This is a genomic window from Glycocaulis albus (genome assembly GCF_014639075.1).
GTDB classification, from domain to species: domain Bacteria; phylum Pseudomonadota; class Alphaproteobacteria; order Caulobacterales; family Maricaulaceae; genus Glycocaulis; species Glycocaulis albus.
Genome location: NZ_BMFS01000014.1, coordinates 1 through 24543, shown reverse-complemented (window position 1 = coordinate 24543; position 24543 = coordinate 1). Strand labels below are relative to the sequence as shown.

Genomic DNA, 24543 nt, shown 5'->3' with positions numbered 1-24543 from the left:
GCGGGAACAAGGCAGACAGGAAAGGTTCGCGTTACCATGACGGTGAAACTCGGAGCCATCTCCCGCATTGGCGCAGCTATAGCGGCTGCCGGCGCGGCAATCACCCTGTCCGGCACAGCGATGGCCGGCGGAAGCGCGCAATCGGACCGATGCGTCTATGTCGGCAATATCAGCGGCTATTCGGTCATTGACGACCGGCACCTCATCCTGCGTTCGGGCGCCAGCAGCTTTTTCCTGGTTACAACGGCCACGCGGTGCGCGGGGCTGAATTTCGGGGTGGAAATTGCCACCTCCATCAGGGGCAATCAGCGCATCTGCCAGCCCATGAGCGAGTTCGTCATACCTGACGATGGCTGGCGTTGCCGGATCGCATCCATAGAGGAAGTCGAAGACGAAGACGCGGCCCGCGCTCTGGTGGAAGAACGCGAGCGCAACGCGAACGAGGGCTGAGAACGCTAGCCCGCCGTCTGGCTTGCCAGACGCACCGGGCTGACGCGTTCGGCCCCCTCACCGTCTTCAGTGGCACGCTCCAGCGCGATGCGGCAATCGGCAAGGAAACGTTCCCCGGCATTGTCGCCCTGGCGGGACCAGGGGCGCGACAGAGTGCGCGAATAAAAGGCCGTTACGGCAGCGCGCCACGCATCGTCCGGCCCGCTCTCGTCCTCGCGTTCACCGCAGGCTTCCAACGCCATCTCGAACACGCGTTGAAGGCATTCCAGCGCCGGGGCGGCATCCTCCAGACGGGTGCGGACGCTGCCATCACGGCCGGCATCAAGCCGGCGTTCAGCTTCGCGCAGTGCGGCAAGGTGGCGGCGGGTCAGCGTCATGGTGGGCGTATCGTCGCGCAGCTGCGCCGCGTCGGGCACAAGCCCGGCCAGCTGGCCGGTGAGACGTAATCCCATCTGCAGATCCTGACGCAGGCGGGCGATCTGGGTGCGCCGGGTCTGGAGGCGCTTCTGGTCGATCAGCGCGCGCCCGCACTCCTCCAGCAGGCGCCACAGCGCCATTTTCTGATCTGCATCGGCAATGGCGTGACGTTCGCAAATCCGGTCAATCTCGGACTCGTCATAAAGTTCGCCATCATCAAGGATGATGAAGCTGGTGCCGGTCGTGCTGCTAAGTCTCGCCATGCCTGCTCCCTGGCCGCCGGGCCCTCAACCGGCATAGGTGTCCTAACGCCTGCCCTCTGTGACAGATTAACCTATCGTTAAGCAAGCCGCGCCCTGCAACGCGCAGAGGGTCAGCACTTTCCTGTGGAAAATAAGGGTGGGGTTTGGAAAAATGGTACCGCCTCCCCGGCTCGAACGGGGGACCTCTAGATCCACAATCTAGCGCTCTAACCAACTGAGCTAAGGCGGCACGCAAACCCGGCGCGAGGGCAAGGCCTCAAGGCGGCGGGAGCGCTGACATAGCGCCGCCGGAGTTGCGATGCAAGACCGGCGGCCATGTCGTCTGTCACGTCAATCAGGCGTAGCCGGAAGCGCGGATATGCGCGTCCAGCGCCTGCATGCGCTGGGCATCGGAGGGGTGGGTGGACAGGAAGGCGGGCTGCGATCCGCGCGAGCTGCGCGCCATCATCCCGTTCCAGAAAGTCAGCGCCTCGCTGGCCCGGTAACTGGAACGGGTCATGTAGTCGGCGCCCAGCCGGTCGGCCTCGTATTCGTGACGGCGTGAATAGGGCAGCAGCACACCAAAGGTGAGCCCCGCGCCGAGCACACCAGCCCACATGCCGGCATTGTCCACTCCGCCCTGATCGAGCGCCACGGCAGCAAGGCTGGCACCCATGCCGGCTGCCATTTGCTGGGAGGCGCGCTCCTGCGCGTGGCGGCCCGCCACATGTCCGGCCTCGTGGCCGATGACGGTGGCCAGCTGGTCGTCATTGCCGACCACATCGAGAAGGCCCGAATAGATGGCCACCTTGCCGTTGGGCAGCACCCAGGCATTGATCTGGTCGTTCTCGAACACCACGAATTCCCAGTCATACTGGGTGAGGCCGGAGCCTTGCGCGATGCGTGTTCCCACACGCTCCACCTGGCGGCGTTTGCCCGCATCCCGGCTGACGCGCTCCTGCTGCAGTGATTGCTGCCAGGTCTGCTGGGAGAGCTGCGCGATCTGCGCATCAGACACGATCATCAGCTGGCTGCGGCCGAGCGCCTCATTGTGCGCGGTGCAGCCGGCCACCAGCGGGACTACGGTGCCCGCGGCCAGCCCCATCAGCAATTCGCGCCGGTCCATCTTTACCACCGGCAGCCGGCCGGCAGGCGTATCAACCATGTCAGACATTCCGGTATCTCCCTTCAAGATATCCACTCCCCTGCCCGGCTGCGTTAAACTTCGCCCCCGGGTGATGGAAACTGTTGCCTTGAGAAGTTAAACATAAGCCGGTCAGCGGCGGAACTGTTTCCGTTGCCGCTGCCCTGCAGCAAATCCGGAGCCGATACCATGCGCCGCCTGCTTGTCATCCTTCTGATCCTTGGCGGGATCGCGATTGCCGCCGCTCTTCTCATCCCCATGCTGCTGACGCCGGAAAACTGGCGCGGGGAGATTGAACGGCGCGCGGGCGAACAGCTCGGCCGCGAAGTGAGCATTGGCGGCGATATCGGCCTGTCTATCCTGCCCGCGATCCAGATAACGGCAGGCGATGTCTCCATCGGCAATGCGGAGGGGTTCGGCGAGGAGGCCTTTGCCGAGCTATCCGAGCTGCGCCTTGGCCTCGCCCTGTGGCCGCTGTTTTCCAACCGGGTGGAGGTGAGCGAATTTGTCATGGTCGAGCCGGTTATCCGCCTGCGCCAGAGCGCCAGCGGCAATAACTGGACGTTTGCCACCGCCGATTCCGCCGCCCCGCCGCCGTCAGACGATAATGGCGGTTTCCGCCAGCCGGGCGCCCTGCCGATTGACGGGACGTTTTCCAATATCCGCATTGAAAACGGCGCCTTGAGCTTTTCCGACGGATCAGAGACCTGGGAGGTTTCACAGCTCAATGTGCATCTCCAGGCCCAAGACCTCGACCGGGATGCGAGCCTGAGTGCCGATTTCATTTTGCGCGGCGAGTCGATATCCCTCAATGCCGGACTGGGAGGCTTGCGCCCCTTCATGGAGGGCCGAGAAACGCCGCTGACGCTGGACGTCCGCTCAACCCCGCTGACCATGAGTTTTGATGGCAGCGCGCTGGAAAGCAGCACGTTCGACCTGTCCGGGGAGGCCAGCGTCGAGGCCGACATTCCCGGCCTGGCACGGCTGGCAGGCGAGCCTTTACCGCCAGGGTCAGCGCTGCGCAGCGCCTCGGCCTCCGGCCGCTTCACGAGCGTGCCCGGTGAGTTGAGTTTCGAGAATGCGCGGCTGCGCCTCGACGAGATCACCGCCACCGGTGCGCTGACGGTCCTGACCGAAGGTGAGCGCCCGCTGCTGAACGGCCAGCTCGCCATTCCGGTACTCGACCTCAACCCGTACATGCCGGAAGAGCAGTCCGGAACGGCGTCCGGAGGCCGGACCGAGTGGAGCACCGAGGAGATTGATCTGGCGGCCCTGCGCCTGGTCGACGCCGATCTGCGCCTCAGCGCCGGCCGGTTGATCTTCGGCGATATCGAGGTCAGCGAGGCCGATGTGCGCGCCCGGCTGACCAATGGACGGCTCGTCGCGGACCTGTCGCGCTTCACGCTGTATGGCGGTAATGGCTCCGGCCAGCTGGTCGTGAATGCCCGCGGCGCAACCCCCAGCTATGCGCTTACCGCCCGGTTGCAGGGTCTTCAGACCCAGCCCTTCCTTGGCGCAGCAGCAGATTTCTCGGCGCTGCGCGGCCTTGGCAATTTCGCGATTGATCTGAACAGTTCCGGCGCCAGCACGGCGGCTATCATGCGCTCTCTCTCCGGCAACGGAAATCTGCGCCTCAGTGACGGGGCCATCGAAGGCTTCAACCTGGCGCAGATACTGCGCGGCGTGCAGACCGCGATCACCACGCGCCAGCTGCCACAAGGCTTCGGGCCGGAGGAAGAAACCGATTTCAGCGAACTGGGCGGCAGTTTCACCATCCGTAATGGCGTTCTGTCCAACAACGACCTCTCCATGCTCAGCCCGCTTCTGCGCGTCACCGGCGCGGGTGAATTCAACCTCGCTGAACAGTCCATGGACTATCGGGTCTCGCCGCGCGCCGTTGCCTCGCTGGCCGGCCAGGGCGGCACGCCGGAGCTGAACGGCATCGCGGTGCCGGTGCGCATACGCGGCGGGTTTGCAGACCCGTCCTTCAGTATCGACTTCGAGGCCGTGGCCCGCGAGCTGGCTACCGGTCAGGCGCGCGGCCTGCTGGACCGTCTTTTGCCCGGTCAACGGCAGGGTGAGGATGAGGAGGGCGAGGAACAGGCTCAGCCTACTCCCGCTGACCTCTTGCGCGGCCTGCTGGACCGGCAGCGCCGGGGCGGCGGAGATGGAGGCAATTGACGTCACGCGCGCGTGATCAGAACGGAGTTTTGCTTGCTTCCAGCCGGGCCAGCGCCATGATGTCATTCAAGACACAGCCCTGAACCAAGCTGACGGGGCGAAGGGGAGCATCATGAAATCGCTGAACGCACTTCTGGCCGCAGGAGCCGTCATGGCCTTTACCCATCTCGTGCCGGCAAGCGCCGCGCAGACCTTCTATCCCGGCGACCGGATCACGGGCGACCATTATGCAGGCCGCTCGCCGATACAGGCGGTGAATGGGGCAACAGCGTCTGCGCAACCGCTCGCCAGCATGGTCGGCATCGACATCCTGAAAGCGGGCGGCAATGCGGTCGATGCCGCCATCGCCATGAACGCGGTTCTGGGTCTGATGGAGCCGGTCGGCAACGGCATTGGGGGTGACATTTTCGTCCTCGTCTATGATCCCGAAACCGGGCAGGTTTACGGACTGAACGGGGCGGGCCGTTCGCCCATGGGCCTCGATATCGAGACCGTGCGTGCCAATCTGACGCCGGAAGGCACGATACCGCCCGTCGGGCCTTTGCCCGTTTCGGTTCCCGGCGCGGTAGATGGCTGGTTCACCCTCCATGAACGCTTCGGCCGGCTGCCGATGGAGCAGGTTCTGGCCCCGGCTATCCGCTATGCCGAGGAAGGCTTCCCCGTCAGCCAGACGATTGCCTATTACTGGGAGCGCAATATGCGCATCCTGCAGGCGCGCTACGATGCGGGCGCCTTCAACGAGTTCGACAATGCCCGCGCAACCTATCTGAACGCGGACGGGCGCGCGCCGGCAGAGGGCGAGATATTCCGCAATCCGGACCTCGCCCGCACCTACCGCCTGCTCGCCGAGCAGGGGCGCGATGCCTATTACGAGGGCGAAATCGCCCGCACGATCGACGCCTATATGCGACGGATCGGCGGCTGGCTGCGCTATGAGGATTTTGCGGCCCACAGCTCGGAATGGGTGGACCCCGTAACCGTCAATTACCGCGGCTATGATGTCTGGCAGATCCCGCCGCAGGGCCAGGGCATGAGCGTCCTGCAAATGCTCAATATCCTGGAAGGCTATGACCTCGCCTCGATGGGCTATATGAGCGCGGACACGCTGCACGTGATGATCGAGGCCAAGCGCCTCGCCTTCGAGGACCGCGCGCGCTTCTATGCTGACCCCGCCTATCAGCCCGCACCGGTCGAATGGCTGCTCTCGGACGAATATGCCGGAGAGCGGCGCGCCCTCATCTCGATGGACCGCGCAATGGAACAGGCGGGGCCGGGTGACCCGCCCCAGATAGAGCACAATGACACGACCTATCTGACGACCGCCGATTCCAGCGGCATGATGGTGTCGCTGATCCAGTCGAACTATCGCGGCATGGGTGCCGGCATTGTGCCTGACGGGCTCGGCTTCATGTTCCAGAACCGCGGCGAGGCCTTCTCGCTCGATGACGGCCACCCGAATGTCTACGAGCCCGGCAAACGCCCCTTCCACACCATCATTCCCGGCATGGTGACCTATGACGGTCAGGGCTATCTCAGCTTCGGCGTAATGGGCGGGGCCATGCAGCCCCAAGGCCATGTGCAGGTGCTCACCAACATGATCGATTTCGGCCTGAACATCCAACAGGCTGGCGATGGCGCCCGCTGGCGCCATGAAGGTTCGACCGAGCCGACAGACGGGCTGGGCACTCCTGCCGGCCTGGGCGTTGTCCATCTGGAAAGCGGCGTCCCGCAAGACGTGCGCGAGGAGCTGGAGCGGCGCGGCCATGTTCTGGGCGACAGCGATGGCGGGTTCGGGGGCTATCAGGCCATCCGGCGCGATCCCGTCACCGGGGTTCTTTCCGCCGCCTCGGAAATGCGCACCGACGGGGCCGCACAAGGCTATTGATGATGAACGGAAGTCCGGCAGGGCTTTCATCGGGGGTTCACGGCGGAACGACCATCCTTTCCGCCATGAACAGGCTGGAAAGGGAGTATCTGTCATGAACCTGCCCAAAGGCATTGCCGCTCTGGGAGCGGCTGCGCTTGCGTTTGTTTTCATTCCGCTTGACGCCGAGGCACAGCGCGGGCGTCCGGGCGGCGGTGGACCGCCCGTCATCGAGTTCTTCGAAGGGCCGAATTATACGGGCCGCTCCATCCGCGTGGACGGCGATGCGCCAGATTTCCGCCGCATGAACTTCAACGACATGCCCAGCTCCTTCCGCATCGAACGCGGTTACTGGGAAATCTGCTTCGACATCAATTACCGCAGCCGCTGCCAGATTTTCTGGGAGGATGCGCCCCAGCTGACCGGCGGCTGGAACCGCCAGATCAGTTCGGCCCGGCCGATTGACTTCCGCCGTGGCGGGCGCGAGGCCCTGATGATGTTCTCCGAGCCGAATTTCGGCGGCGAGGCGCGCCTGATCGTGGCCAATACCGACAATTTCAACTCGATCCAGTTCAACGACCGGGCGCGCTCTTTACGCGTGCTGAGCGGTGAATGGATTGTCTGCCAGCATGCCAGTTTTGGCGGGCGTTGCGAGACGCTGCGCAACGAGGCGTCCGATTTGCGCAGGCTGGGACTGGACCGGGAAATCAGCTCGGCCTCGCCGACCTCCCAGTACACGCCGCCCGGCACTGGCAATCCGGGCTATAATCCTGCGCCCAATCCAGGGTATAATCCGGGTTCGAACCTGCGTCCGGGTTCGGTTTTCGGGGGCACGCGCGGCGCACAAAGCACCTACTACGCGAACCCGCGCATCAGCGGCGCTCCGGTGGCCCGCTGCATGAGCAGTTTTGACCAGCGGGCCTGCGATCAGGTGACAGCAGACGCGCTCTGCAGGGGTGAAGGCTTCCGGGCCGCGGCCTATTTCGCCATCACCGATCAGGGACGCGGCAATCACTACTTCATCGGTCAGGGCCGCACTGCGCCCTCGAACGGTGCGCTCTCCGACGTGCTCTGCATCCGGTAAGCGCATAAAAACATATGCCTTGCAGTTCGGCCTCTCGCGCAAGCGGGGGGCCGTGCTTTATCCTGCCGGAGAAGTTTACCGAATCCGGAGCGAGCCATGCCTGTCCAGGATCCCGTCGTCGCCGAACAGACCCCCGCCGCTGACCACACGATTGACCAGTGCTGGGACCGCTACACGTCTGAGGAGCACGGTGTCTGGGACACGCTCTACAAGCGCCAGATGAAGGTGCTTCAGGGCCGCGCGGCACCGGAGCACTTCAAGGGGCTGGAACTCTTGAACCTCAATGATGGCGGCATCCCCGATTTCCGCCGCATGAACGAGAAGCTGGAAAAGCTCACCGGCTGGACGGTCGTTGCCGTCCACGGACTCATCCCCAATGACGTGTTTTTTGACCATCTGGCCAACCGGCGCTTCGTCGCCGGACGGTTCATCCGCGATGCGGACAAGCTGGACTATCTGCCCGAGCCCGACATTTTCCATGATGTGTTCGGCCATGTCCCGCTTCTGACCCAGCCTGTCTTTGCCGACTATATGCAGGCCTATGGTGAAGGTGGCGCAAAAGCGGCCCGGCACGACATGATCGAGAACCTGACCCGGCTGTACTGGTACACGGTGGAGTTCGGTCTCATCAATACGCCCGAAGGCCAGCGCATCTACGGCGCAGGCATCGTTTCGAGCCAGTCTGAATCCGTTTTTGCGCTGGAGGGGCGCTCGCCCAACCGGGTCCATTTCGATCTCGAACGCGTGATGCGTACCGATTACCGCTATGACGATTTCCAGCAGACCTATTTCGTCATCAATTCCTATGAGGAACTGATGGAGGCGACCGCCGGACAGGATTTCGATCCCATCTATAGCCGCCTGAAAGGTCTGCCGGACTTCAAGGCCAGCGACATTGTCGAAAGCGACCACGTCTACACCCGGGGCACGCAGGAATACGCGAAGGCGGGCGGCCTGGCCAAAGGGGCAAAGTGGGTCTGATCCACCTCACCCCTTTGGATCGAAGATATCCTCGATTTTCAGGCCGAACACCTCAGCGAGCGTGAAAGCGAGCGGCAGAGACGGATCGAACTTGCCCGTCTCCACCGCATTGATCGCCTGCCGTGACACCCCTGCCCGATCCGCCAGATCAGCCTGGCTCCAGTTGCGCTCAGCGCGCAGAACCTTCAGCCGGTTCTTCATCTGCCTGAACCCCCTAGCGGTATCGTGCGCGCACGATGCACGCGGCAAGGCCCTGGCCACCCACGATGGCAGGCAGAACCCAGATAAGACCAATTTCCGGCAGCAGGTCACTCGCCTGCTGGGCGAAGGCGTAGGCAAAGCTGAGGAATGCAACGGCGCCGGCAGAAATGAGGTTGGCCTCGGAAATCACCGCACGATTGAACTCATCCATGGAACGGAAAAAAGTGATGAACGCGTGTAGCCCGTACAGTGCTGGAAACACAGGCGAGATAGCGATGATGATACGCAGCCAGTCATTGGTGATTGTCTCGCCGCGCAGTACTGTGATCGATGCGAACAGCAAGGCCGTGTAGCCTACCATGGCGAGTAGCATGTGCAGCATATAGCGGCGGGCGTGAGGATTGCTTGCCGATGTCATGTGAACTCTCCCCTGTCTAGCGGCGTTCGGAAAGGAAGCGCGCAAGGCGCGCATTGAAGGCGTCCGGCTGGTCAATCATCAGGAAGTGGCGCGCGCCCTCGATTACTTCGACGCTGGCGTTTTCCAGCGGCGCATATTGCCCCGCGTAAAGCCTTTGCACAGCCTCGCTATCCATTGGCGAACCCGGCGCCCATGCCGTCAGCACCAAAACTGGCGCCGACACATCGTCCAGAACCGGTGAGAAATCACGCCCCGCCACTTCGGCGAAAGCATCTGCCACCGCGCCCCTGTCGGATGCGGCAACCCACTCCATCAGAACCGGATGAAAACCGGTGTCGAGGCTTTGCACCGGCAGGCCCTGCTCCATCATGGCCAGATACTGCTCCTGCGTCATGGCCCGGAACTGGGCCGAAATCCCCGATGCATTGGCTGCGGCTTGCTCGGGCGTGGTCAGTGTATTGAACAGACGCGCATAAAACGGCACCGAATCCACAACAACGACACCGCCAACGCGCTCCGGCGCCCGGGCGGCGACCTGCAACGCAACCTGCCCGCCCAGTGAATGGCCGACCACGGCAACATCCGTGTAATCGCCCGCCACGATATAGTCCGCGATGGCACTCGCCGCACTTTCCACGAAGCTGCCGCCGGTCTCCACGGCCGGAACACCCGCGAAACCGGCGAGTGTGATGACATGGGCGTCAACGGTATCGCCCAGCGCATCCACTGCCGCGCGCCAGGTTTCGCCTGACGAGGCAAGGCCGGGCACAAACACAACCGTCTGCGCCGAGCTGTCGCCTTCACGCTCCACAATGAACCGGTCCTCGGCACTCGCCAGGCCCGCCACAACAAATGCACCGGTTACGCCGGCAATCGCTGCGTCCTTCAAACGTCCCCACATGATGACCTCCTTGCTTGTCATGGACGATAGTCATTTTGTAAGGCACACATTACTCCATGACGCACAATTGTCAACTGAACCTGACATTATGTCGTGTTCAGCTGATTTTATTGCGTTTTTCAAGCTGCAGGACCGGCAAAGAAACTGCCGTCAGGCCATCCATTCAGGCTTTTCATCCGGCTCGAGGACGAGCGCGATGATCTGCTCGACAAGCTCGAAATCACGGTAGAGGCGCTCAACCCGGTCACGCACGTTCAGGGGTTTGAACAATGACCCCGGTTCGAAGAGGTTGCCGGTCTCGGCGGCCAGCAGCAACTCGCCCTTGCCAAACCCTTCGGCCAGGCCCTCATCAAACACGCCGCGCACATTCTTGCCCTTCAGCGCTGTCTCCAGAGCGAGCACACGTTCCATGAAGGTGGGCGTCATCAGATAGCGCGCCATGACCTGATCGGTGCCGTAGACCTGAAAAATGCGCTCGAACTTCGGATCCACCAGGCCAATGCGTTCCAGCTTGCGCCCCCTGGCCGACCGGGTGAGGCCATCCAGTGCGTTGAATATCCCCTGATCGCGGGTGATCAGCGTCACCCCTTCAATAGTGCGCGGAAAAGCAATGCCGATCAGCACGCCGCGGAACACGGTGACATAGTAGGTGCGCTTCTTGCTACGGCGGCGCTGCTTGAGTTCAGCCTCGTAAAGCTCGAATTCCGCCCCGTGGGCCTCACCGGAAAAGTGGTCCTCAAACGCCCGCTTGTGCGAGTGAGGGATGAGCCCATGACTGCGGAAGCTGTCAAAGTGCGCAGGACTGTCCGGCTTTGGCGCATAACGCAGGGAAAAGGCGTCCGCCAGACGATCGTTGAGACCGTGCTTTACCTCGTCACGCAGCTTGTAAAACGGGACGCCGGCAATTGCGGCAATAGAAAAGGCGGTGATGACGCCGCCCATCATGGTGAACGGAAACGGCACACCTACCGCAAAGCCGAGAGCAATCACGACGAGGCCCGCCGCGATACCGCCAACGCTGCCGAGCACCAGCCGGCGCGCCGCAGCCTTGCGGCGGCTTTCCAGGCCCTCCAGCCAGGGCTCCAGCTCGGCCCAGATTGCGTCAAAATTGCGCAAATCACCTACCCCATAACGAAACAGACGCCCTTTTTAGGGGGCGTCTGTAACAGGTGCCAGCCTCAAACGAGGCCATGTCAGCGAATGTCAGGCCAGGGCCTGTCCTCATAAGGGGTTTGGAGCGTGATTTGGGTGAAAATCGTTCAATATCAGGAGCAGGCCCGACGTAAGGGCATCCCCCTTTCGAGGGACTGCGACGCAAAAGTGGACGATTTTCGTCACACTCCTGCGGAGCGCGGCGGATTTATCCCCTGACGGCGTCGAGCCGCCCTTGTGGAGGGATGCTCCACGGCGGCCGTCTCTTCTTGTCAGGCACCAAATCCGCTACGCGTCACGCCCGAAACCTTTATGAGGACAAGCCCTAGCGGCGGCGGCGGGCCACGCGCTCAATCTCTTCCTGTACCTTCGCCTCGACGATGGATGGCAGATTTTCATCAAGCCACTGCTTGAGCATCGGACGCATCAGCTCCCGCACAATGCCTTCCAGCGTCTGGCCATTTTCGCTGCTGACACGCAGATTCTCGGTGAGGGCAGCGAACGCCCCGGCCGCAGCGCTGGCAGCAGGCTCTGCGAGCAGGCTGTCATCATCCTCGGCGGGGGCAGGTTTGGGGGCTTCGGCCATGACGGGTTCCGGCTCGGGTTCGGGTTCGGGCTCAGCCTGCGGCTCGGCCGCCAGCTCGTCCTCGCGATCAACAATCATCAGGTCGTCGGCAATCGCCATGGGCGAGGTGCCTTCGCCTTCGTCCTCAATCCGGTCTGTCAGTTCGAGAACGTCATCGTCGAAGCTTGCGTCCTCGGCCTCAGGCGCCGGCTCGGGCTCCGGCGCAGCCTCGAGAGCCGGCTCCGGTTGCGGTTCAGCTGCCGGTTCCGCCTCTGCTGCGGGCTCCGGAGCGGCAGGCGCAGCCTCGGCTTGCGGCTCATCATCTTCGTTGATGATACGCCGGATGGAGGCCAGGATTTCCTCCATGGTCGGTTCTTGTTCTGCGTTGCTCTGGGCCATGAAACAGGTCCTTCGGATGGTCGCGAGGGGTTAGCTTGACGCTGGGCCAAGCTTGGAATGCCCTTGCCTGGATGTCCAGCACTGCATGTGCTGGTTCAGACCCTAATTGCCGCCCGTTAAAGGGAAGTTAGGCCAGAACCGGCGATTTTCAGCCGTATCAGCCTCTTCAAACGGCTCCAGCCCCACCTGTTCGGCCGTCAGCCGGCCCATGGCCTGCAACAGGGCATAGGCTGCCACCTGATAGTCGCGCTCCGCGCGAACCAGCTCCAGGCGGGAGTTGAGCAATTCCTGTTCCGCGTTAAGCACATCCAGCGTGGTACGCAGACCGACAAAGGCCTCCTGACGCACGCCTTCAAACGCAATTTCGTTTGCCCGGACGGCCTCCCGGCTGGAAATGATCACCGCCTCGGCTGCCAGATAGCTATTCCATGCGTTCGAAATGCCTTCAGCAACCGCACGGCGCACATTGAGCACCTGGAGGCGTGATTCATCAGCCGCCGCGACCGCCTGACGGACACGCGATTCGTTCAGACCGCCAGTGAATATCGGCATGGACACACGCGCGCCAACGGTGACCGAGCCGCGCCCACGGCCCGTGAAATCGGATTCACGTGATTCGGATGCCGATGCCGAAAGAGCCAGATCGGGCCGCAAGGCCGAGCGCGCAAGGCGGATGCCCGCCTGGCTTGCCTGCTCGTTGAACAGGGCCGACAGCAGCAGCGGATTGTTTTCAAGTGCCACATCGGCGGCAATCGCCAGCGATTCCGGGACGTCGGGCTGGCCTTCGGGCTGTTCAACATCCAGCGGCGTAATCCCCGTCACCCGCTCATAGCCGGCGCGGGATGCCGCAAGCGTGGCCTGTGCCGCCGAGAGCTGTGCCTGCGCGCCCGAGACGCGGGCTTCAGCCTGCGCAACATCGGTGCGGGTGATCTCACCCACCTCGAAACGGTCACGCGCAGCACGCAACTGCTCGGCCAGCACGTCCACATTGTTGCGGCGAATCTCAACGATGGCCGTATCACGCACGACATCGAGATGCGCGGCGATCGCGGACAGGATGACCTCCTGCTCGGTGCTGACAACGTTCCAGCGGCTGGCCTCGATCCGGTTCAGGGCCTGATCGACGGAGGCATCAATGCCACCGCCTGCATAAAGGCTCTGGCTGGCGCTAAGCGAGTAGCTGACATCACCGCCACCGGCACCGCCCGCCCCTGCAGGTGCGCCCCAGCTATCGCCGTCAGAGATGCCTGCGCTGGCAGAGAGGGTGGGCAGGCGCGCCGCACGGGCCTGCACCACACCTTCACTCGCCTGGCGCAAGCGCGCGCGTTCCGCGGCCAGCACCGGGCTAGTGCGGTAGGCCGCTTCGAGTGTCTCATTGAGTGTCTGGGCGCTCGCACCGGCTGCCAGACCGCTCAGCCCCAGCCCAGCGGCCAGCATAAAGCTTATTGGAAATTTCATGCGTCCCTCTCACGGTTCACGACCACCCCGGCCCCGTCTACATGGGCGCTACGCCCTGAAATTCCATCCCCGCGCGGCTAAAGCCAACAAAAAAGTGAACAGTGTTCACTTTCTGCTACAGCGAAAATTCCGCTTCGCGCCCGAAGCCCGGAAGGAGCGCTGTCATCGAATCGAAGACTGTCCTGCTGCCCACCACTCCGCCTTTGCGCGTGTAAACCCTTGCACGGCCCACACCATTCTCGCGCACGATCACGCCCAACCGGCCGTCTTCGGCAAGCTGGGACAACCACGCGTCCGGAACGATCTCGACGGCGCTGTTGACAAGTATAACGTCAAACGGTCCCTGTTCCGGCGCGCCTTTTTTGATATCACCGGTCACAATCACGGCATTATCCGCGCCGATATCGGCAAGCGCGCCTTCCGCCTTGGACGCAAAGGCCTCGTTTGATTCAAGGCCAATCACGGTTTCGCACAGCCGTGACAGGATCGCAGTGGAATAGCCGCGGGCACAGGCAAGGTCGAGGACGAGTTCGCCGGGCTTCACGCCGACAGCTTGTACCAGCTTGGCAAAATCGCGCGGCCGCATGAACCGGCGCCCCTCACCCAGATCGATCTCCATGTCCGCATAGGCCGACCCGGCCATGGAGCGCGGCAGGAAACGTTCGCGCGGAATGGCCAGCATAGCATCCTGCAGGCGCCGGTCGGTGACATCGGCAGGGCGAATCTGGGAGGCAACCATTTGCCGTCTGGCTTCGGCGAGCTCACTCATGGGATGACCGTCCGCGATTATTCAAGGAAGGGCGCTTATATCGTGGCCCGCCAGCAATGTGCAACGCCACCGCTGAGCGTCAAAGGCGGCACTCATGCGCATCTTTCTGCAAAGCGCGTTGCAGCCGGCGGGCCGCCTCGCTATAGCTCTACGCCCACCACAAGAGGCGCCATGGCGGAGTGGTGACGCAGAGGACTGCAAATCCTTGTACCCCGGTTCGATTCCGGGTGGCGCCTCCAAATGCTGCTGCCCGCCCTGAACGGGCCTATGCCCCTTGCCGCGCATGCGGGTGATCCGTCACCCCGGCCTTTTCCAGCTCGGCGTCCAGCCGGCCGGTAACCCACAGCCAGAACATCTTGTAGTCCCCGATCAGCGACCAGAGCGGATAGGTGAATGTCGCGGGCTTGTTGCGCTCGATGAAGGCGTGGCTGACCCAAGCAAAGAAATACCCCGTGACGGGCACCAGAAGGAGCGCCCACCAGGTCTGCGTGACAAGCGCCCAGACAAGCACCAGCGGTGCGAGCACCGTGCCGACAAAGTGCCAGTAGCGCGTTGCGGGAATCGCGTGTTCGCGCAGATAGAAGGGAAAGAAGGCTGAAAAGCTGGTATATCGGCCATCTACCATCCCGATATCGTCCTGCGTCTTGCTCATGGCGCTGCCTCCTGTCTGCTGTGCGATGGAGCCAAAGCCTATCTCACATCGCTCCTGTCCGCGAGCCATCCGTTAAGGTCCTGGTCAGAGCGGTGAGTCATTCATCTCACCAGGCCAATGGCGTTAGCGAGATATTAACCATCGAATCGTTAATGTGCTCTCGTCTTCTTCATGAAGACACCCCACCATCCACCCATGCCTTTTCGGGAGCCTCGCGGCTCCCGATTTTTTTTTGTTCCGGTTTCAGGGACTGAAACTTCTGCCGGAATTAACGGCAAAAGCGCCTTGCGGGACAGAACCCGTATTGCTAAAGACCCCACCTCGCTTGCGAGAGTGTTCCCCGGTAGCTCAGTTGGTAGAGCAGCGGACTGTTAATCCGCCTGTCGCTGGTTCGAGCCCGGCCCGGGGAGCCATCGCAGCGACATTTCCCAGATATCAGCCCACCCGATCATGCGCTCCTGACCGCGCCGCGAACAGGGCGGGCGGAATCCTGAAAGCGAAGAAGTAGTCTGCGTCACCCGGACCTGGTTGCCAGCTGGCAAGCACGTCATTGCGCACAAGGGCGTGGCATGGGTCGTGCCGATGCCGCCGCCGCAAATGTGGTCCTGCTGCCTGCAGGACGCCAGCTGGAACGATTGACGGAAAATGCAGCCGCAAGCGGGACGCTCCCGCCCGCCGGGCGATCACGGCCAGATGGCGCAGCAACGCTTTTTGCGCCTTTACCCCGCCGGCACACGGGGACGCCACCCAATCGGCAATTTCGGCATGGTCGAGGCGTTCAGGCGATGGCTTAGTAAGTAAGATTGAGGCCAGTGCGAGAGCGCGGCCACCCATTCTGGCAACGACATAGCTCGAACCGGCACGTCTGTCCGGATCAGCGAGCCGATATCGCAAGGAGGCCACATCTATCTGGCGGACGGGAACGCCTTCCGGGGTTATCGCCTCCAGTTCGTCATCACAGACACTCTCCAACGTCGCGAAAGTGATGCCGCCACGCCTGGCCTCCACTGCGAAGGAAAAGCCCGGATGGCAATCGAAGCGCTCTGCCGGTCCGGCGGCGGGCAGCAGCGCGCGCAACACCCGCGAAGGCCGCAATATCCACTCCACCCATTCGCGCCCCTGGTGTCCCAGCCACGGGCGGGCACCCACACGTGGCAGGAGCGGAGCGGAAAGCGCGTTGTTGTTGAGGGTTACGAAAGCGTCGACATGCGGCTGGGCCACGCCGTGCCGGATGAGGCGGATACCGGCCTGTTGCCCCTTCACAGACCGGTCCGTGACCACCGTGTGGCCGGTAGCGACAAGGTGTTGTGCCGGGCCACAGCGGTAGCGATTGACGAAATTGCCCAGAAAGCCGGTTATACTGTCCGGCCCTTCATGGACCCAGCCGGGCGCAATCGCGCCCTGCTGCGGATTACCGAAAAGGACCCAGCGCCACCCTTCTGTGGTGCGCGCCGGAAAACCGCATAAGGTCGCCAGGCGAACGATGTCCGGCAGGTCGGCTTGTGTGACTTCCCTGATTGCGCTTGCGGTCATGGTGATCAGATCCCTTCACCAGTACGGAAATACAGGGCACCGGATGAAAAATGGTTTACAGGGGTGGGGAACCTCAATTGCGGCACGGCGTTATCGACCGGCATGACCCCAATCACACAGACTGCGACCCGCCCGGCGAAAGTCAGACAGATCACGCGTGCATGCGTGATAATAAACCCCAATGGCGGAAGCGTCCCCGCCGACGGGCGCCAGATCATGGAGGCGCTTCTGGACGATATGGGCGTCTCGGCCAGCTTTGAGATGATCGATCATGATTGCGAGGCGGCGTGTCAGCGCGCGCTGGAGCAGGAGGCGGACACGATAGTGGTCTGGGGCGGTGATGGTACCGCCGCCTGTGCCCTGAACACGCTGGGGCCGGACGACCCGCCCATACTGCCTCTGCCGGGCGGCACCATGAATATGCTGCACAAATTCGTGCACGGCAGCGATCTCGATCCTGGCACATGCCTGAAAGCCGTGCTCGAAAACCCGGTGGAAATGGACATCGCAGCCGGAGAAGTGCTTGAGCGCCGCTTCTATGTCGGCGCCCTGCTGGGCGGGCTGACGCGGCTCGCTGCACCGCGCGAGGCGCTTCGCCAGGCAGACCTTCTCCAGGCGGTCACTGAACTGAACGAGTCCAATGCCTTCGGTCTCGACACCCCGATGCGCTGCGTGGCGGATACCGGCAACCAGCACGATGCACAGGCGCTGGGCATATTTCTGTCAGAAGACCCGCACCGGCCGGGCTTCGATGTCCTTGCCACGGCACCGGAGGGATTGCTGGACCTTGCCTATACGGGCCTTACCGGGCTGCTGGCGGACTGGCGTCATGCATGGGGTGTCGAGCGCGACTTTGCATCCCGGATCGATGTCGAGGCACTTGAATCTACAGGGATCGAGGCCACACTGGACGGCGAACCCGTGACCCTGCCCAGAAACGCCCGGTTTGTGCTGGTCAGGAAAGCAGCAAGAGTGCTGACAGCGCGCAAGGCATGATACGTCTATTCCAGTTGGCAGACCTGCATTTCGGCACCGAGGATCCGCGTGCCATGGATGCGGCCCGGGACATTATCGCAGCCCGCGCGCCGGCTGCGCTGATGATCTGCGGCGATCTCACCCAGCGTGGCAAGCGCTCGGAATTCGAGGCTGCGCGCGCCTGGCTGGACCAGTTCGACGTGCCGCAGCTCGTCGTGCCGGGCAATCATGACACACCGCTGCTGAATGCGGTTTCGCGCGTCTCGCGTCCATTCTCCCGGTTTGCACGGTATTTCGCCGACCGGAGCGCGCCGCTGGATATCGGGTCATGGCGCGCGGCCGGACTGAATTCGGCACGTGGCTGGCAGGCGCGCTCGAACTGGGCTGAAGGTTCGATCAGTACCGCCCAGCTGAGAATTGCGCTGGATGAAATCGGCGAACAGCCGGGCATACTCGTGTGCCACCATCCGCTCAAACCGCCAGCCACCGCACCTTTGCGAACGCGTACAGCGCGCGGGATCAAGGCCAGCTCAATGGTTGCGCCAAGCCCGGTGCGCCTCGTGCTGTCAGGCCATGTCCATGGAGCATCAGCCGACCTGCACCGCTATTCCCACGGTTCCTACCTGTCGCTGACGGCGGGAACCCTGTCCACGCGCCTGCGGGAGGGCCAGCCCTCGTTCAGCGAAATCGTCCTGTCAGGCAATGATATTGAGGTTACGGCCCATCGGTTTGACGGCAAGCGCTTCCGCGAGCACACGCTCGGTCTGTTTGAAGCAGGGCCTGAAGGCATGATCGCCACCGGACGGTGACACTCAGCCGGCTATCAGCCTCTTCAGCCAGTCCAGCGGGCTGGATGAGCGCACCACGTCTCCGGCCCCGTTCTGGCGTTCGGCCAGCAAGAACGCATCGGCTTCCTCAAGCGTCTGAAACAAGCCCACCGTGCGTCCGGCGCGCTTGAGCTCCTCGGTGAAGACCTCGATAAAACGCGCATCATTATTATGGCTGGGTCTGACGATCGCGATCGCGAGGGCTGCCGGTGTCTCGCGCGCGAACATGCGGGCGAGTTCGGGAGCTTCAGAATGGGAGATGAGGATCTCGGCACCGCTCATGTTCATGAGAACTTCGCGCGCGCCTTCGTCTTCCACCAGAGCTGCGTAGAGCGCGAATGACTCCATCGCGTCCTGCCAGTCCACGCTGCCGATGCGTTCGGACGTAATCCGCCAGTTCCGGGTCTCAACAGAGCGTCCCACGCCATTCCTCTCAACCGATCCAAGGCGCAGGCACCATAAGGGCGAGGCGTTTACAGGAACTGAACCGGCGCGCCGAGGCTGGCGGGCAATTACAGTGCGCGTTCGCGCGCTGCGGTGGCGTCACGCACCTTGCGGGCCGCGTCGACGGCCTGAATCTGGCGGTCCCACATGGCGGCGTATCTACCACCCATATTCACCAGTTCATCATGCGTGCCCTGTTCGGCGATACCGCCCTCATGCAGGACATAAATCTTGTCGGCACGGGCAATGGTGGAGAGACGGTGCGCGACGGAGATCACCGTGCGGCCCTTCATGACTTCATTGAGGGCTTCCTGCACATCGCTCTCGGTTTCTGAATCAAGCGCGGACGTCGCCTCGTCGAGGATCAGGATCGGCGGATCTTTCAATATCGCCCGCGCGACGCCCACGCGCTGTTTCTCGCCGCCGGAGAGCTTCAGCCCGCGCTCGCCAACGCGCGTTTCCAGCCCGTCTTCCAGGTCTTCGACGAACTGGCGCAGGCGCGCGCGGTCAATGGCGTCCCAAAGTTGCTCCTCGGTAGCGTCAGGACGGCCATAGAGCAGGTTCTGGCGCAGGGTGTCGTTGAACAGCACCACGTCCTGCGGGACGAGACCCATGGCGTTGCGAAGGCTCTCCTGGGTCACATGCGCGATGTCCTGCCCGTCGATCAGCACCCGGCCCTTGTCCGGGTCGAAGAAACGCAAGAGCAGACGCAGCGTAGTCGACTTGCCGGAACCGGACGGGCCGGCAATGCCCACGAATGTGCCGCCTTTTACGTCGAAGCTGAGATTCTCCACGGAACGCGAGCGGCCCTCGTGCGCAAAGGATACATTCTCGAAGGACATACCGCCTTCGGTCACCACAAGCTCCTTCGCGCCCGGCTTGTCCTGCACATCGGGAACCAGTGTCAGCGTCTGGAACAGCTTTTCCAGATCGACCGCTGCCTGACGTATCTGGCGATAGGCAAAGCCGAGAATGTTGAGCGGCTGATAGACGCTCATCAGCATGAGGGTCAGGGCCGCAACATCGCCGACCTGCAAGCGGCCTTGCAGCGCCAGCAGCGCGCCCATCAGCATGACCGCCAGAAGGCCGCCATTCATGATCGCGCTTTGCACGATATTGAGTGTATTCAGGCTCTGGTCGGACTTGGCCGCCGCCGTGGCATAGCGTCCCTTGGCATCGTTATAGCGCTCGGCTTCGCGGCGCTCGGCGGCAAAGGCTTTCACCGTTTCGAAATTGGCCAGGATGTCGACCGCGCGGGCATTCACCTCGCTATCAGCCTCGTTCATCTGGCGGCGCAGCTTGACCCGCCATTCGGTGAGGAACCAGGTGACGAGCGCATAGGCCATCACCGCGACGACGATGATGACGGCAAATATCCACCCGTAGAGCAAAGCCGCAACAGTGGCCGCCAGGATCAGCTCCACCACCGCGGGAACAATATTGAACACCAGAAAGCGCAGCAGGAAGTCCACCGCGTTCGCGCCGCGATCAATGATGCGGTTCACCGCGCCGGCCCGGCGCGTCTGGTGATAGCGCAGGGACAGGGACTGCACATGCAGGAACCCTTTGAGCGCCATGATGCGCTGGGCGTCCTGGGACACGGGGGCGAAAAGCGAATCACGCAATTGCGGCGCCGATGTAGATGCAAAGCGCGCTAGCGCGTTGGCGACAAATGCACCGCCAAACGCCCAGAACGCCAATGTGGCGCCGGTATCGATACTGTTGGTCAGGGCATTGATGCCGTTACCGAAAAGGACCGGCGCGGCGACAGCGAAGAGTTTGGCTATGAGCGTCAGGAAGAACGCCAGCACCATGCGGAACCGCCAGCGCGCCATGTCCCTTGAAGCAAGAATCCCCGCTACGCGGACAATGGCCTCGTCAAGCCGCCCTTCGGGCTGCTGGCTGTCGGGTGTTTTTACAACGTCACTGGGTGTTGCCATGCGTAATGCATAGGCTGATTAGCCAATGGCAACAACGTCTTTTGACCAATTACGGCGCAACTCAGTTTTCGTCTGGCGCAGCCAGCACCTGACCGGGATAGATCAGGTCGGGATCGCGTATCTGGTCGCGGTTGGCCTGATAGATGACAGTGTACTGAAAGCCATCACCGTAAAGCCGGCGGGCAATGCGCCAAAGCGAGTTGCCCGGCTGTACGACTACGCGTTCACCGCCCATCGAGAGCGCCTCGCGTGTGGCCCGTTCGAATGGCAGGGCAATCACCGCGGTCACGCGGCCTTCCTCATCGAGCTGATCAAGCTGGAGGTCATACACGCCCGGCTCAAGCCCCGTGCTGGCCGCAACGCTCCACCGTCCGGCCTCATCTGCCTGCGTTTCGGCGAGCAGCTCACCATTGGCAAGGATGCGCACGCGCGCATTCGGTTCGGCACGCCCAGAGAAAATGACGGCGCCATTCTCGTCATAATCGACCGTTTCAAGCACTAGCGGTCCGACGCCCACACCGTCTTGCGGCCCCTGCAGCACACGGCTGGCTTCGCCGGGGCGGCCCAGCACCACCAGCGGCGTTTCATCGCGGGACGCAGGCACAGACACCACTACCACCTGATCAGAGCGCACTTCCTGACCATCTGGTGTGCGCATGAGAAGGCTGAGCTCCACCGTGCCGGTGGGCAGTGGATTTTGCAGGATTATCACCCACTCGCCGGCGCTCGTGATTGCCGTGCGCGTAAGCTCGTTCTGGTTGGCCAGAAGCGCCACCTCGGCGCCCGGCGCGCCACGACCGGCGATGACCGCATTGCCGCGCGCATCAACGCGTACGACGTCAAAGCTGGGCGGGGTAAGGCTGGAGGCCTGCGGGCGCGGCGTCTCGCGCTCTGTCTGCTCGGCCGCTTCAGGCACCGCCGGCTCAGGGTCGGCGGACGGGCGTGTGGCGATATAGATGCCGGCTGCCGCGACGGCAGCTACAAGCAGGACGGCAGCAATGACGAAAGACCGCGTGGCAGCCATGGATGTCTCCACAAACGCGAGTCCCTGCTAGGCTGGCGGGGACTTCGGTGAGTATCGTTACCCACGCCCCTTGCAAGGCGCGGGCCGCTTCAATGCGTTCCCCTGCCCTGCCATTCATGCACACCATGCGTGGCAAAAATAGGGAGAGGCTGCATACCGTGCCGCAAATCTCAAGCCCGGCGGTGTGTCCAAGTAGCGCGCGCCGACAAATCAGTTTGATACTAATTGCCTAAGTACACGACGATAAATTCCACGGGCTTTTCCCGCGCCAAATCGTTGCTGGCCCGCAGTCGGCGCCCCTAACGCCAACCACAAGAGAATGGCCGCCCGACCAGAATCAACCCACTTTCCTTTGACCAGCAATTCTTCAAGCTCGTCGAAATCTACAAGTATAACGTTGCCCTCTGGATAGCCGTGCTGTCGCTCTATCTGATGCAAAGGCACGTCCACTCCGAGGTAGATATACTGCAAAAATCCTGACGGCACTTCCCACGAAATCAGAGCTGGCCATTTGGCCGGAGGCTCACCGAAAACACCGGCCTCCTCGAACATCTCACGCGCGGCGGTAAAGCTGAGGTCTCCCGCGTCGCTTCCAAGCCCGGAGGTCTCATACATATATGCGCCGCCGAAGACATGAAGGCGCCCCTTCATAGTATCTACGTTGAACCGAGACCGCTGATGGAGCACTACTTGTCGGCTTTCGGAGCACGTCACTACTGCTCCAGCGCTAATTATGGGCGGCTTGCCGCCATGATTTCGAAGAGCGCGGATCGCCGCATAATCACAATGTCGGTAGACTAGGTGAAGTGGGTCCGAATCTAAATTGCTTGCTTCTTTTTCTAACAACGCATGCATTTGGTTGCGGGCCAAATGACGGCGGATATCCTCAGCTTCTTCGATCAGATCGGAAGCAAGCTCTAGCGGGCCGTCGTGTTCCATTTGGGGCAGTAAATGACGTATGCCCACCATTTCAAACTGACCAGCAAATACTTGGTTTAGCTCTTCTTTGACTGCAAGCGTTTTCCCGATGCGCAGGCGCGGGGGAGGTCTCCGTAAGACAAGCACTCCGCGGGCCCGACCGACCGCGGCAAGGACCACGGTGGCCACGGCACTTGACAAAACTCCAAGCAAGAAATCGGCGGCGCTAAACATCCAACAGCTTCTTCCTCAAAATCTCGTTCACCGCCTGCGGGTTGGCCTTGCCACCCGTCGCCTTCATCACCTGACCGACGAACCAGCCAAGCGTTTGCGGCTTCACTTTCACCTTTTCGGCCTGCTCAGGATTGGCCGCGATCAGCTCGTCCACCACTTTCTGAATCGCGCCGGTATCGGTGACCTGTTTCATCCCCCGCGATTCGACGATTTGTTCTGGATCTCCGCCTTCGGCCCAGACGATTTCGAACACATCCTTGGCGATCTTGCCGGAGATCACGTTGGAGGTGATCAGGCTGACGAGCTTTGCCAGCTGCACCGGGCTGACTGGGCTCTCGGTAATGGAAAACCCTTCCTTGTTCAGCCGGCCGAAGAGCTCGTTATTGACCCAGTTGGCCGACAGCTTCGCATCCGCGCCCGCGATCACGGCCTCGAAATAGTCCGCGCGGTCCTTGTCGGCGGTCAGCACAGAGGCGTCGTACTCGGACAGGCCCAGCACCTCGACAAAGCGCTTTCGCTTGGCTTCAGGGAGTTCGGGCAGGTTCACGCGGATGTTTTCGATGAAGCTTTCTTCCAGCTCCAGCGGCAGAAGGTCCGGATCGGGGAAGTAGCGGTAATCATGGGCTTCTTCCTTGGAGCGCATGGCCCGCGTGACGCCGGTATTGGCATCAAACAGGCGGGTCTCCTGGTCGATCTTGCCGCCTTCCTCGATGATATCGATCTGGCGGCGGGCCTCATACTCGATGGCCTGCATGATGAAGCGCAGAGAGTTGACGTTCTTGATCTCGCAGCGCGTGCCCAGATGTTTGAAATCGCCGGTTTCACGGAATTTCTCGTACTGACCGGGACGGCAGACTGAGACGTTCACATCCGCGCGCATCTGGCCCTTTTCCATGTCGCCGCCGCAGGTATCGAGATAGCGCACGATTGTGCGCAGCGTACGCACATAGGCTGCCGCCTCCTGCGGTGAACGCACATGTGGTTTGGAGACAATCTCCATCAGCGCCACGCCGGAACGGTTGAGGTCCACATAGGTCGCGTTCGGATCGAGGTCGTGGATCGATTTGCCGGCATCCTGTTCGAGGTGCAGCCGCTCAATGCCGACCGTGAAGCGCGAGCCGTCATCGCGCTCGCACACAATCTCGCCCTCGCCCACGATGGGGAACTGGAACTGGCTGATCTGATAGCCCTGCGGCAGGTCGGGGTAGAAGTAATTCTTGCGGTCAAAGCGCGAGAAGCTGTTGATCTGCGCGTTCAGGCCCAGGCCGGTCTTCACCGCCTGCTCCACGCAGTGCTTATTGATCACTGGCAGCATGCCGGGCATCGCTGCGTCGACCAGGCTGACATGGGTATTCGGAGCTGCCCCGAACTCGGTCGAAGCGCCCGAAAACAGCTTGGCGTTCGATTGCACCTGCGCATGGACTTCCAGACCGATCACAATCTCCCATTCGCCGGTCGCGCCGGGAAGGGTGTAGCGGTATGTGGCATCATCAAGCGGCATGGCGAGTCTCGTTTGCTGGCAGGTTGGCAACGGGTTCATCTAATGTCGTGTGAGCGCGCATTTGGCTAGGGTTTTTGCTCAGAAGGCCAGCCACTATCATGCTTCGGCCTAACATTATTTCTTCGTCATTCCGGGCGAAGCGTAGCGCAGACCCGGAACCCGAGCTTCCGCAGTCCGGCGTTTCAGACGAGACGAAAGGACTGGATCCCTGTGTATTGCGATTGTGCGATGTTGGCTGCGGGACGGAGGCCGATGGATCCCCGGGTGTT

General features: G+C 62.2%; 23 protein-coding genes and 3 tRNA genes. 9 read left to right on the top strand and 17 right to left on the bottom strand.

Features of this window, described 5'->3' with window-relative positions:
* The first annotated feature begins 36 nt into the window (after positions 1-36).
* Positions 37-450, top strand: coding sequence for a DUF6491 family protein (locus IEV75_RS12635; protein WP_188452940.1), 414 nt, complete (start codon positions 37-39; stop codon positions 448-450).
* Between the two features lie 5 nt (positions 451-455).
* Here the strand turns inward: IEV75_RS12635 and IEV75_RS12630 are convergent, their stop codons facing one another.
* The 3 genes from IEV75_RS12630 to IEV75_RS12620 form a co-directional block, all read right to left on the bottom strand.
* Positions 456-1130, bottom strand: a complete 675-nt coding sequence (locus tag IEV75_RS12630) for a hypothetical protein (RefSeq protein WP_188452939.1) — start codon at positions 1128-1130, stop codon at positions 456-458.
* 152 nt (positions 1131-1282) lie between these two features.
* A tRNA-His gene (locus IEV75_RS12625) sits at positions 1283-1359 on the bottom strand.
* A gap of 105 nt (positions 1360-1464) precedes the next feature.
* The gene (locus IEV75_RS12620) at positions 1465-2283 is read right to left on the bottom strand and encodes a M48 family metallopeptidase (protein ID WP_233351860.1); all 819 of its coding nucleotides are present in this window, start codon (positions 2281-2283) and stop codon (positions 1465-1467) included.
* A 159-nt stretch (positions 2284-2442) separates the two neighbouring features.
* Between IEV75_RS12620 and IEV75_RS12615 the strand changes: the two genes are divergently transcribed.
* The 4 genes from IEV75_RS12615 (at position 2443) to phhA (ending at position 8363) form a co-directional block, all read left to right on the top strand.
* Positions 2443-4434 carry an AsmA family protein gene (locus IEV75_RS12615; protein ID WP_188452938.1) on the top strand — a complete coding sequence of 664 codons (1992 nt, stop codon included), beginning with the start codon at positions 2443-2445 and terminating at the stop codon, positions 4432-4434.
* 112 nt (positions 4435-4546) lie between these two features.
* On the top strand, positions 4547-6319 hold the full coding sequence (gene ggt, locus IEV75_RS12610) for a gamma-glutamyltransferase (RefSeq protein WP_188452937.1): 1773 nt from the start codon (positions 4547-4549) through the stop codon (positions 6317-6319).
* Between the two features lie 94 nt (positions 6320-6413).
* A complete protein-coding gene (locus tag IEV75_RS12605; RefSeq protein WP_188452936.1) occupies positions 6414-7382 on the top strand; it encodes a beta/gamma crystallin-related protein in 969 nt (322 codons plus the stop codon).
* Positions 7383-7478: 96 nt separating this feature from the next.
* Positions 7479-8363 (top strand): phenylalanine 4-monooxygenase, encoded by an 885-nt coding sequence (gene phhA / locus IEV75_RS12600; protein WP_188452935.1) that lies wholly within the window; start codon positions 7479-7481, stop codon positions 8361-8363.
* Positions 8364-8369: 6 nt separating this feature from the next.
* Here the strand turns inward: phhA and IEV75_RS12595 are convergent, their stop codons facing one another.
* From IEV75_RS12595 to IEV75_RS12565, 7 genes are all read right to left on the bottom strand, one after another.
* On the bottom strand, positions 8370-8564 hold the full coding sequence (locus IEV75_RS12595) for a helix-turn-helix transcriptional regulator (RefSeq protein WP_188452934.1): 195 nt from the start codon (positions 8562-8564) through the stop codon (positions 8370-8372).
* Positions 8565-8577: 13 nt separating this feature from the next.
* Positions 8578-8982 carry a hypothetical protein gene (locus tag IEV75_RS12590; RefSeq protein WP_188452933.1) on the bottom strand — a complete coding sequence of 135 codons (405 nt, stop codon included), beginning with the start codon at positions 8980-8982 and terminating at the stop codon, positions 8578-8580.
* Between the two features lie 16 nt (positions 8983-8998).
* On the bottom strand, positions 8999-9883 hold the full coding sequence (locus IEV75_RS12585) for an alpha/beta fold hydrolase (protein ID WP_188452932.1): 885 nt from the start codon (positions 9881-9883) through the stop codon (positions 8999-9001).
* A gap of 150 nt (positions 9884-10033) precedes the next feature.
* Positions 10034-10999, bottom strand: a complete 966-nt coding sequence (locus IEV75_RS12580; protein ID WP_188452931.1) for a DUF3137 domain-containing protein — start codon at positions 10997-10999, stop codon at positions 10034-10036.
* Between the two features lie 361 nt (positions 11000-11360).
* Positions 11361-11999 (bottom strand): DUF2497 domain-containing protein, encoded by a 639-nt coding sequence (locus IEV75_RS12575; protein ID WP_188452930.1) that lies wholly within the window; start codon positions 11997-11999, stop codon positions 11361-11363.
* A 102-nt stretch (positions 12000-12101) separates the two neighbouring features.
* Positions 12102-13457 (bottom strand): TolC family outer membrane protein, encoded by a 1356-nt coding sequence (locus tag IEV75_RS12570; protein WP_188452929.1) that lies wholly within the window; start codon positions 13455-13457, stop codon positions 12102-12104.
* 115 nt (positions 13458-13572) lie between these two features.
* Positions 13573-14226, bottom strand: a complete 654-nt coding sequence (locus tag IEV75_RS12565; protein ID WP_188452928.1) for a protein-L-isoaspartate O-methyltransferase family protein — start codon at positions 14224-14226, stop codon at positions 13573-13575.
* 165 nt (positions 14227-14391) lie between these two features.
* Here IEV75_RS12565 and IEV75_RS12560 point away from each other — a divergent pair.
* A tRNA-Cys gene (locus tag IEV75_RS12560) sits at positions 14392-14465 on the top strand.
* Positions 14466-14491: 26 nt separating this feature from the next.
* On the opposite strand, the gene IEV75_RS12555 is transcribed toward IEV75_RS12560, so the two are convergent.
* Entirely contained in the window at positions 14492-14878 is a 387-nt protein-coding gene (locus tag IEV75_RS12555) for an Mpo1-like protein (protein WP_217979524.1), read from the bottom strand.
* Positions 14879-15215: 337 nt separating this feature from the next.
* On the opposite strand from IEV75_RS12555, the gene IEV75_RS12550 reads away from it, so the two are divergent.
* Positions 15216-15291 (top strand) — tRNA-Asn (locus tag IEV75_RS12550).
* A 22-nt stretch (positions 15292-15313) separates the two neighbouring features.
* On the opposite strand, the gene IEV75_RS12545 is transcribed toward IEV75_RS12550, so the two are convergent.
* Entirely contained in the window at positions 15314-16411 is a 1098-nt protein-coding gene (locus IEV75_RS12545) for a hypothetical protein (RefSeq protein WP_188452927.1), read from the bottom strand.
* Between the two features lie 102 nt (positions 16412-16513).
* On the opposite strand from IEV75_RS12545, the gene IEV75_RS12540 reads away from it, so the two are divergent.
* Positions 16514-17407: a diacylglycerol/lipid kinase family protein gene (locus IEV75_RS12540; protein ID WP_188452926.1), complete on the top strand. Its 894-nt coding sequence runs from the start codon at positions 16514-16516 to the stop codon at positions 17405-17407.
* Positions 17404-18195 carry a metallophosphoesterase family protein gene (locus IEV75_RS12535; protein ID WP_188452925.1) on the top strand — a complete coding sequence of 264 codons (792 nt, stop codon included), beginning with the start codon at positions 17404-17406 and terminating at the stop codon, positions 18193-18195. The genes IEV75_RS12540 and IEV75_RS12535 overlap by 4 nt, the downstream gene beginning before the upstream one ends.
* Positions 18196-18198: 3 nt before the next feature.
* On the opposite strand, the gene IEV75_RS12530 is transcribed toward IEV75_RS12535, so the two are convergent.
* From IEV75_RS12530 to gatB, 5 genes are all read right to left on the bottom strand, one after another.
* Positions 18199-18636, bottom strand: coding sequence for a hypothetical protein (locus IEV75_RS12530; protein ID WP_188452924.1), 438 nt, complete (start codon positions 18634-18636; stop codon positions 18199-18201).
* Positions 18637-18725: 89 nt separating this feature from the next.
* A complete protein-coding gene (locus IEV75_RS12525; RefSeq protein ID WP_188452923.1) occupies positions 18726-20597 on the bottom strand; it encodes an ABCB family ABC transporter ATP-binding protein/permease in 1872 nt (623 codons plus the stop codon).
* 61 nt (positions 20598-20658) lie between these two features.
* Positions 20659-21621, bottom strand: a complete 963-nt coding sequence (locus tag IEV75_RS12520) for a LysM peptidoglycan-binding domain-containing protein (RefSeq protein WP_188452922.1) — start codon at positions 21619-21621, stop codon at positions 20659-20661.
* A 210-nt stretch (positions 21622-21831) separates the two neighbouring features.
* A complete protein-coding gene (locus IEV75_RS12515) occupies positions 21832-22773 on the bottom strand; it encodes an NUDIX hydrolase (RefSeq protein ID WP_188452921.1) in 942 nt (313 codons plus the stop codon).
* Positions 22766-24274 carry an Asp-tRNA(Asn)/Glu-tRNA(Gln) amidotransferase subunit GatB gene (gene gatB, locus IEV75_RS12510; RefSeq protein WP_188452920.1) on the bottom strand — a complete coding sequence of 503 codons (1509 nt, stop codon included), beginning with the start codon at positions 24272-24274 and terminating at the stop codon, positions 22766-22768. The genes IEV75_RS12515 and gatB overlap by 8 nt, the downstream gene beginning before the upstream one ends.
* Between the last annotated feature and the right edge of the window lie 269 nt (positions 24275-24543).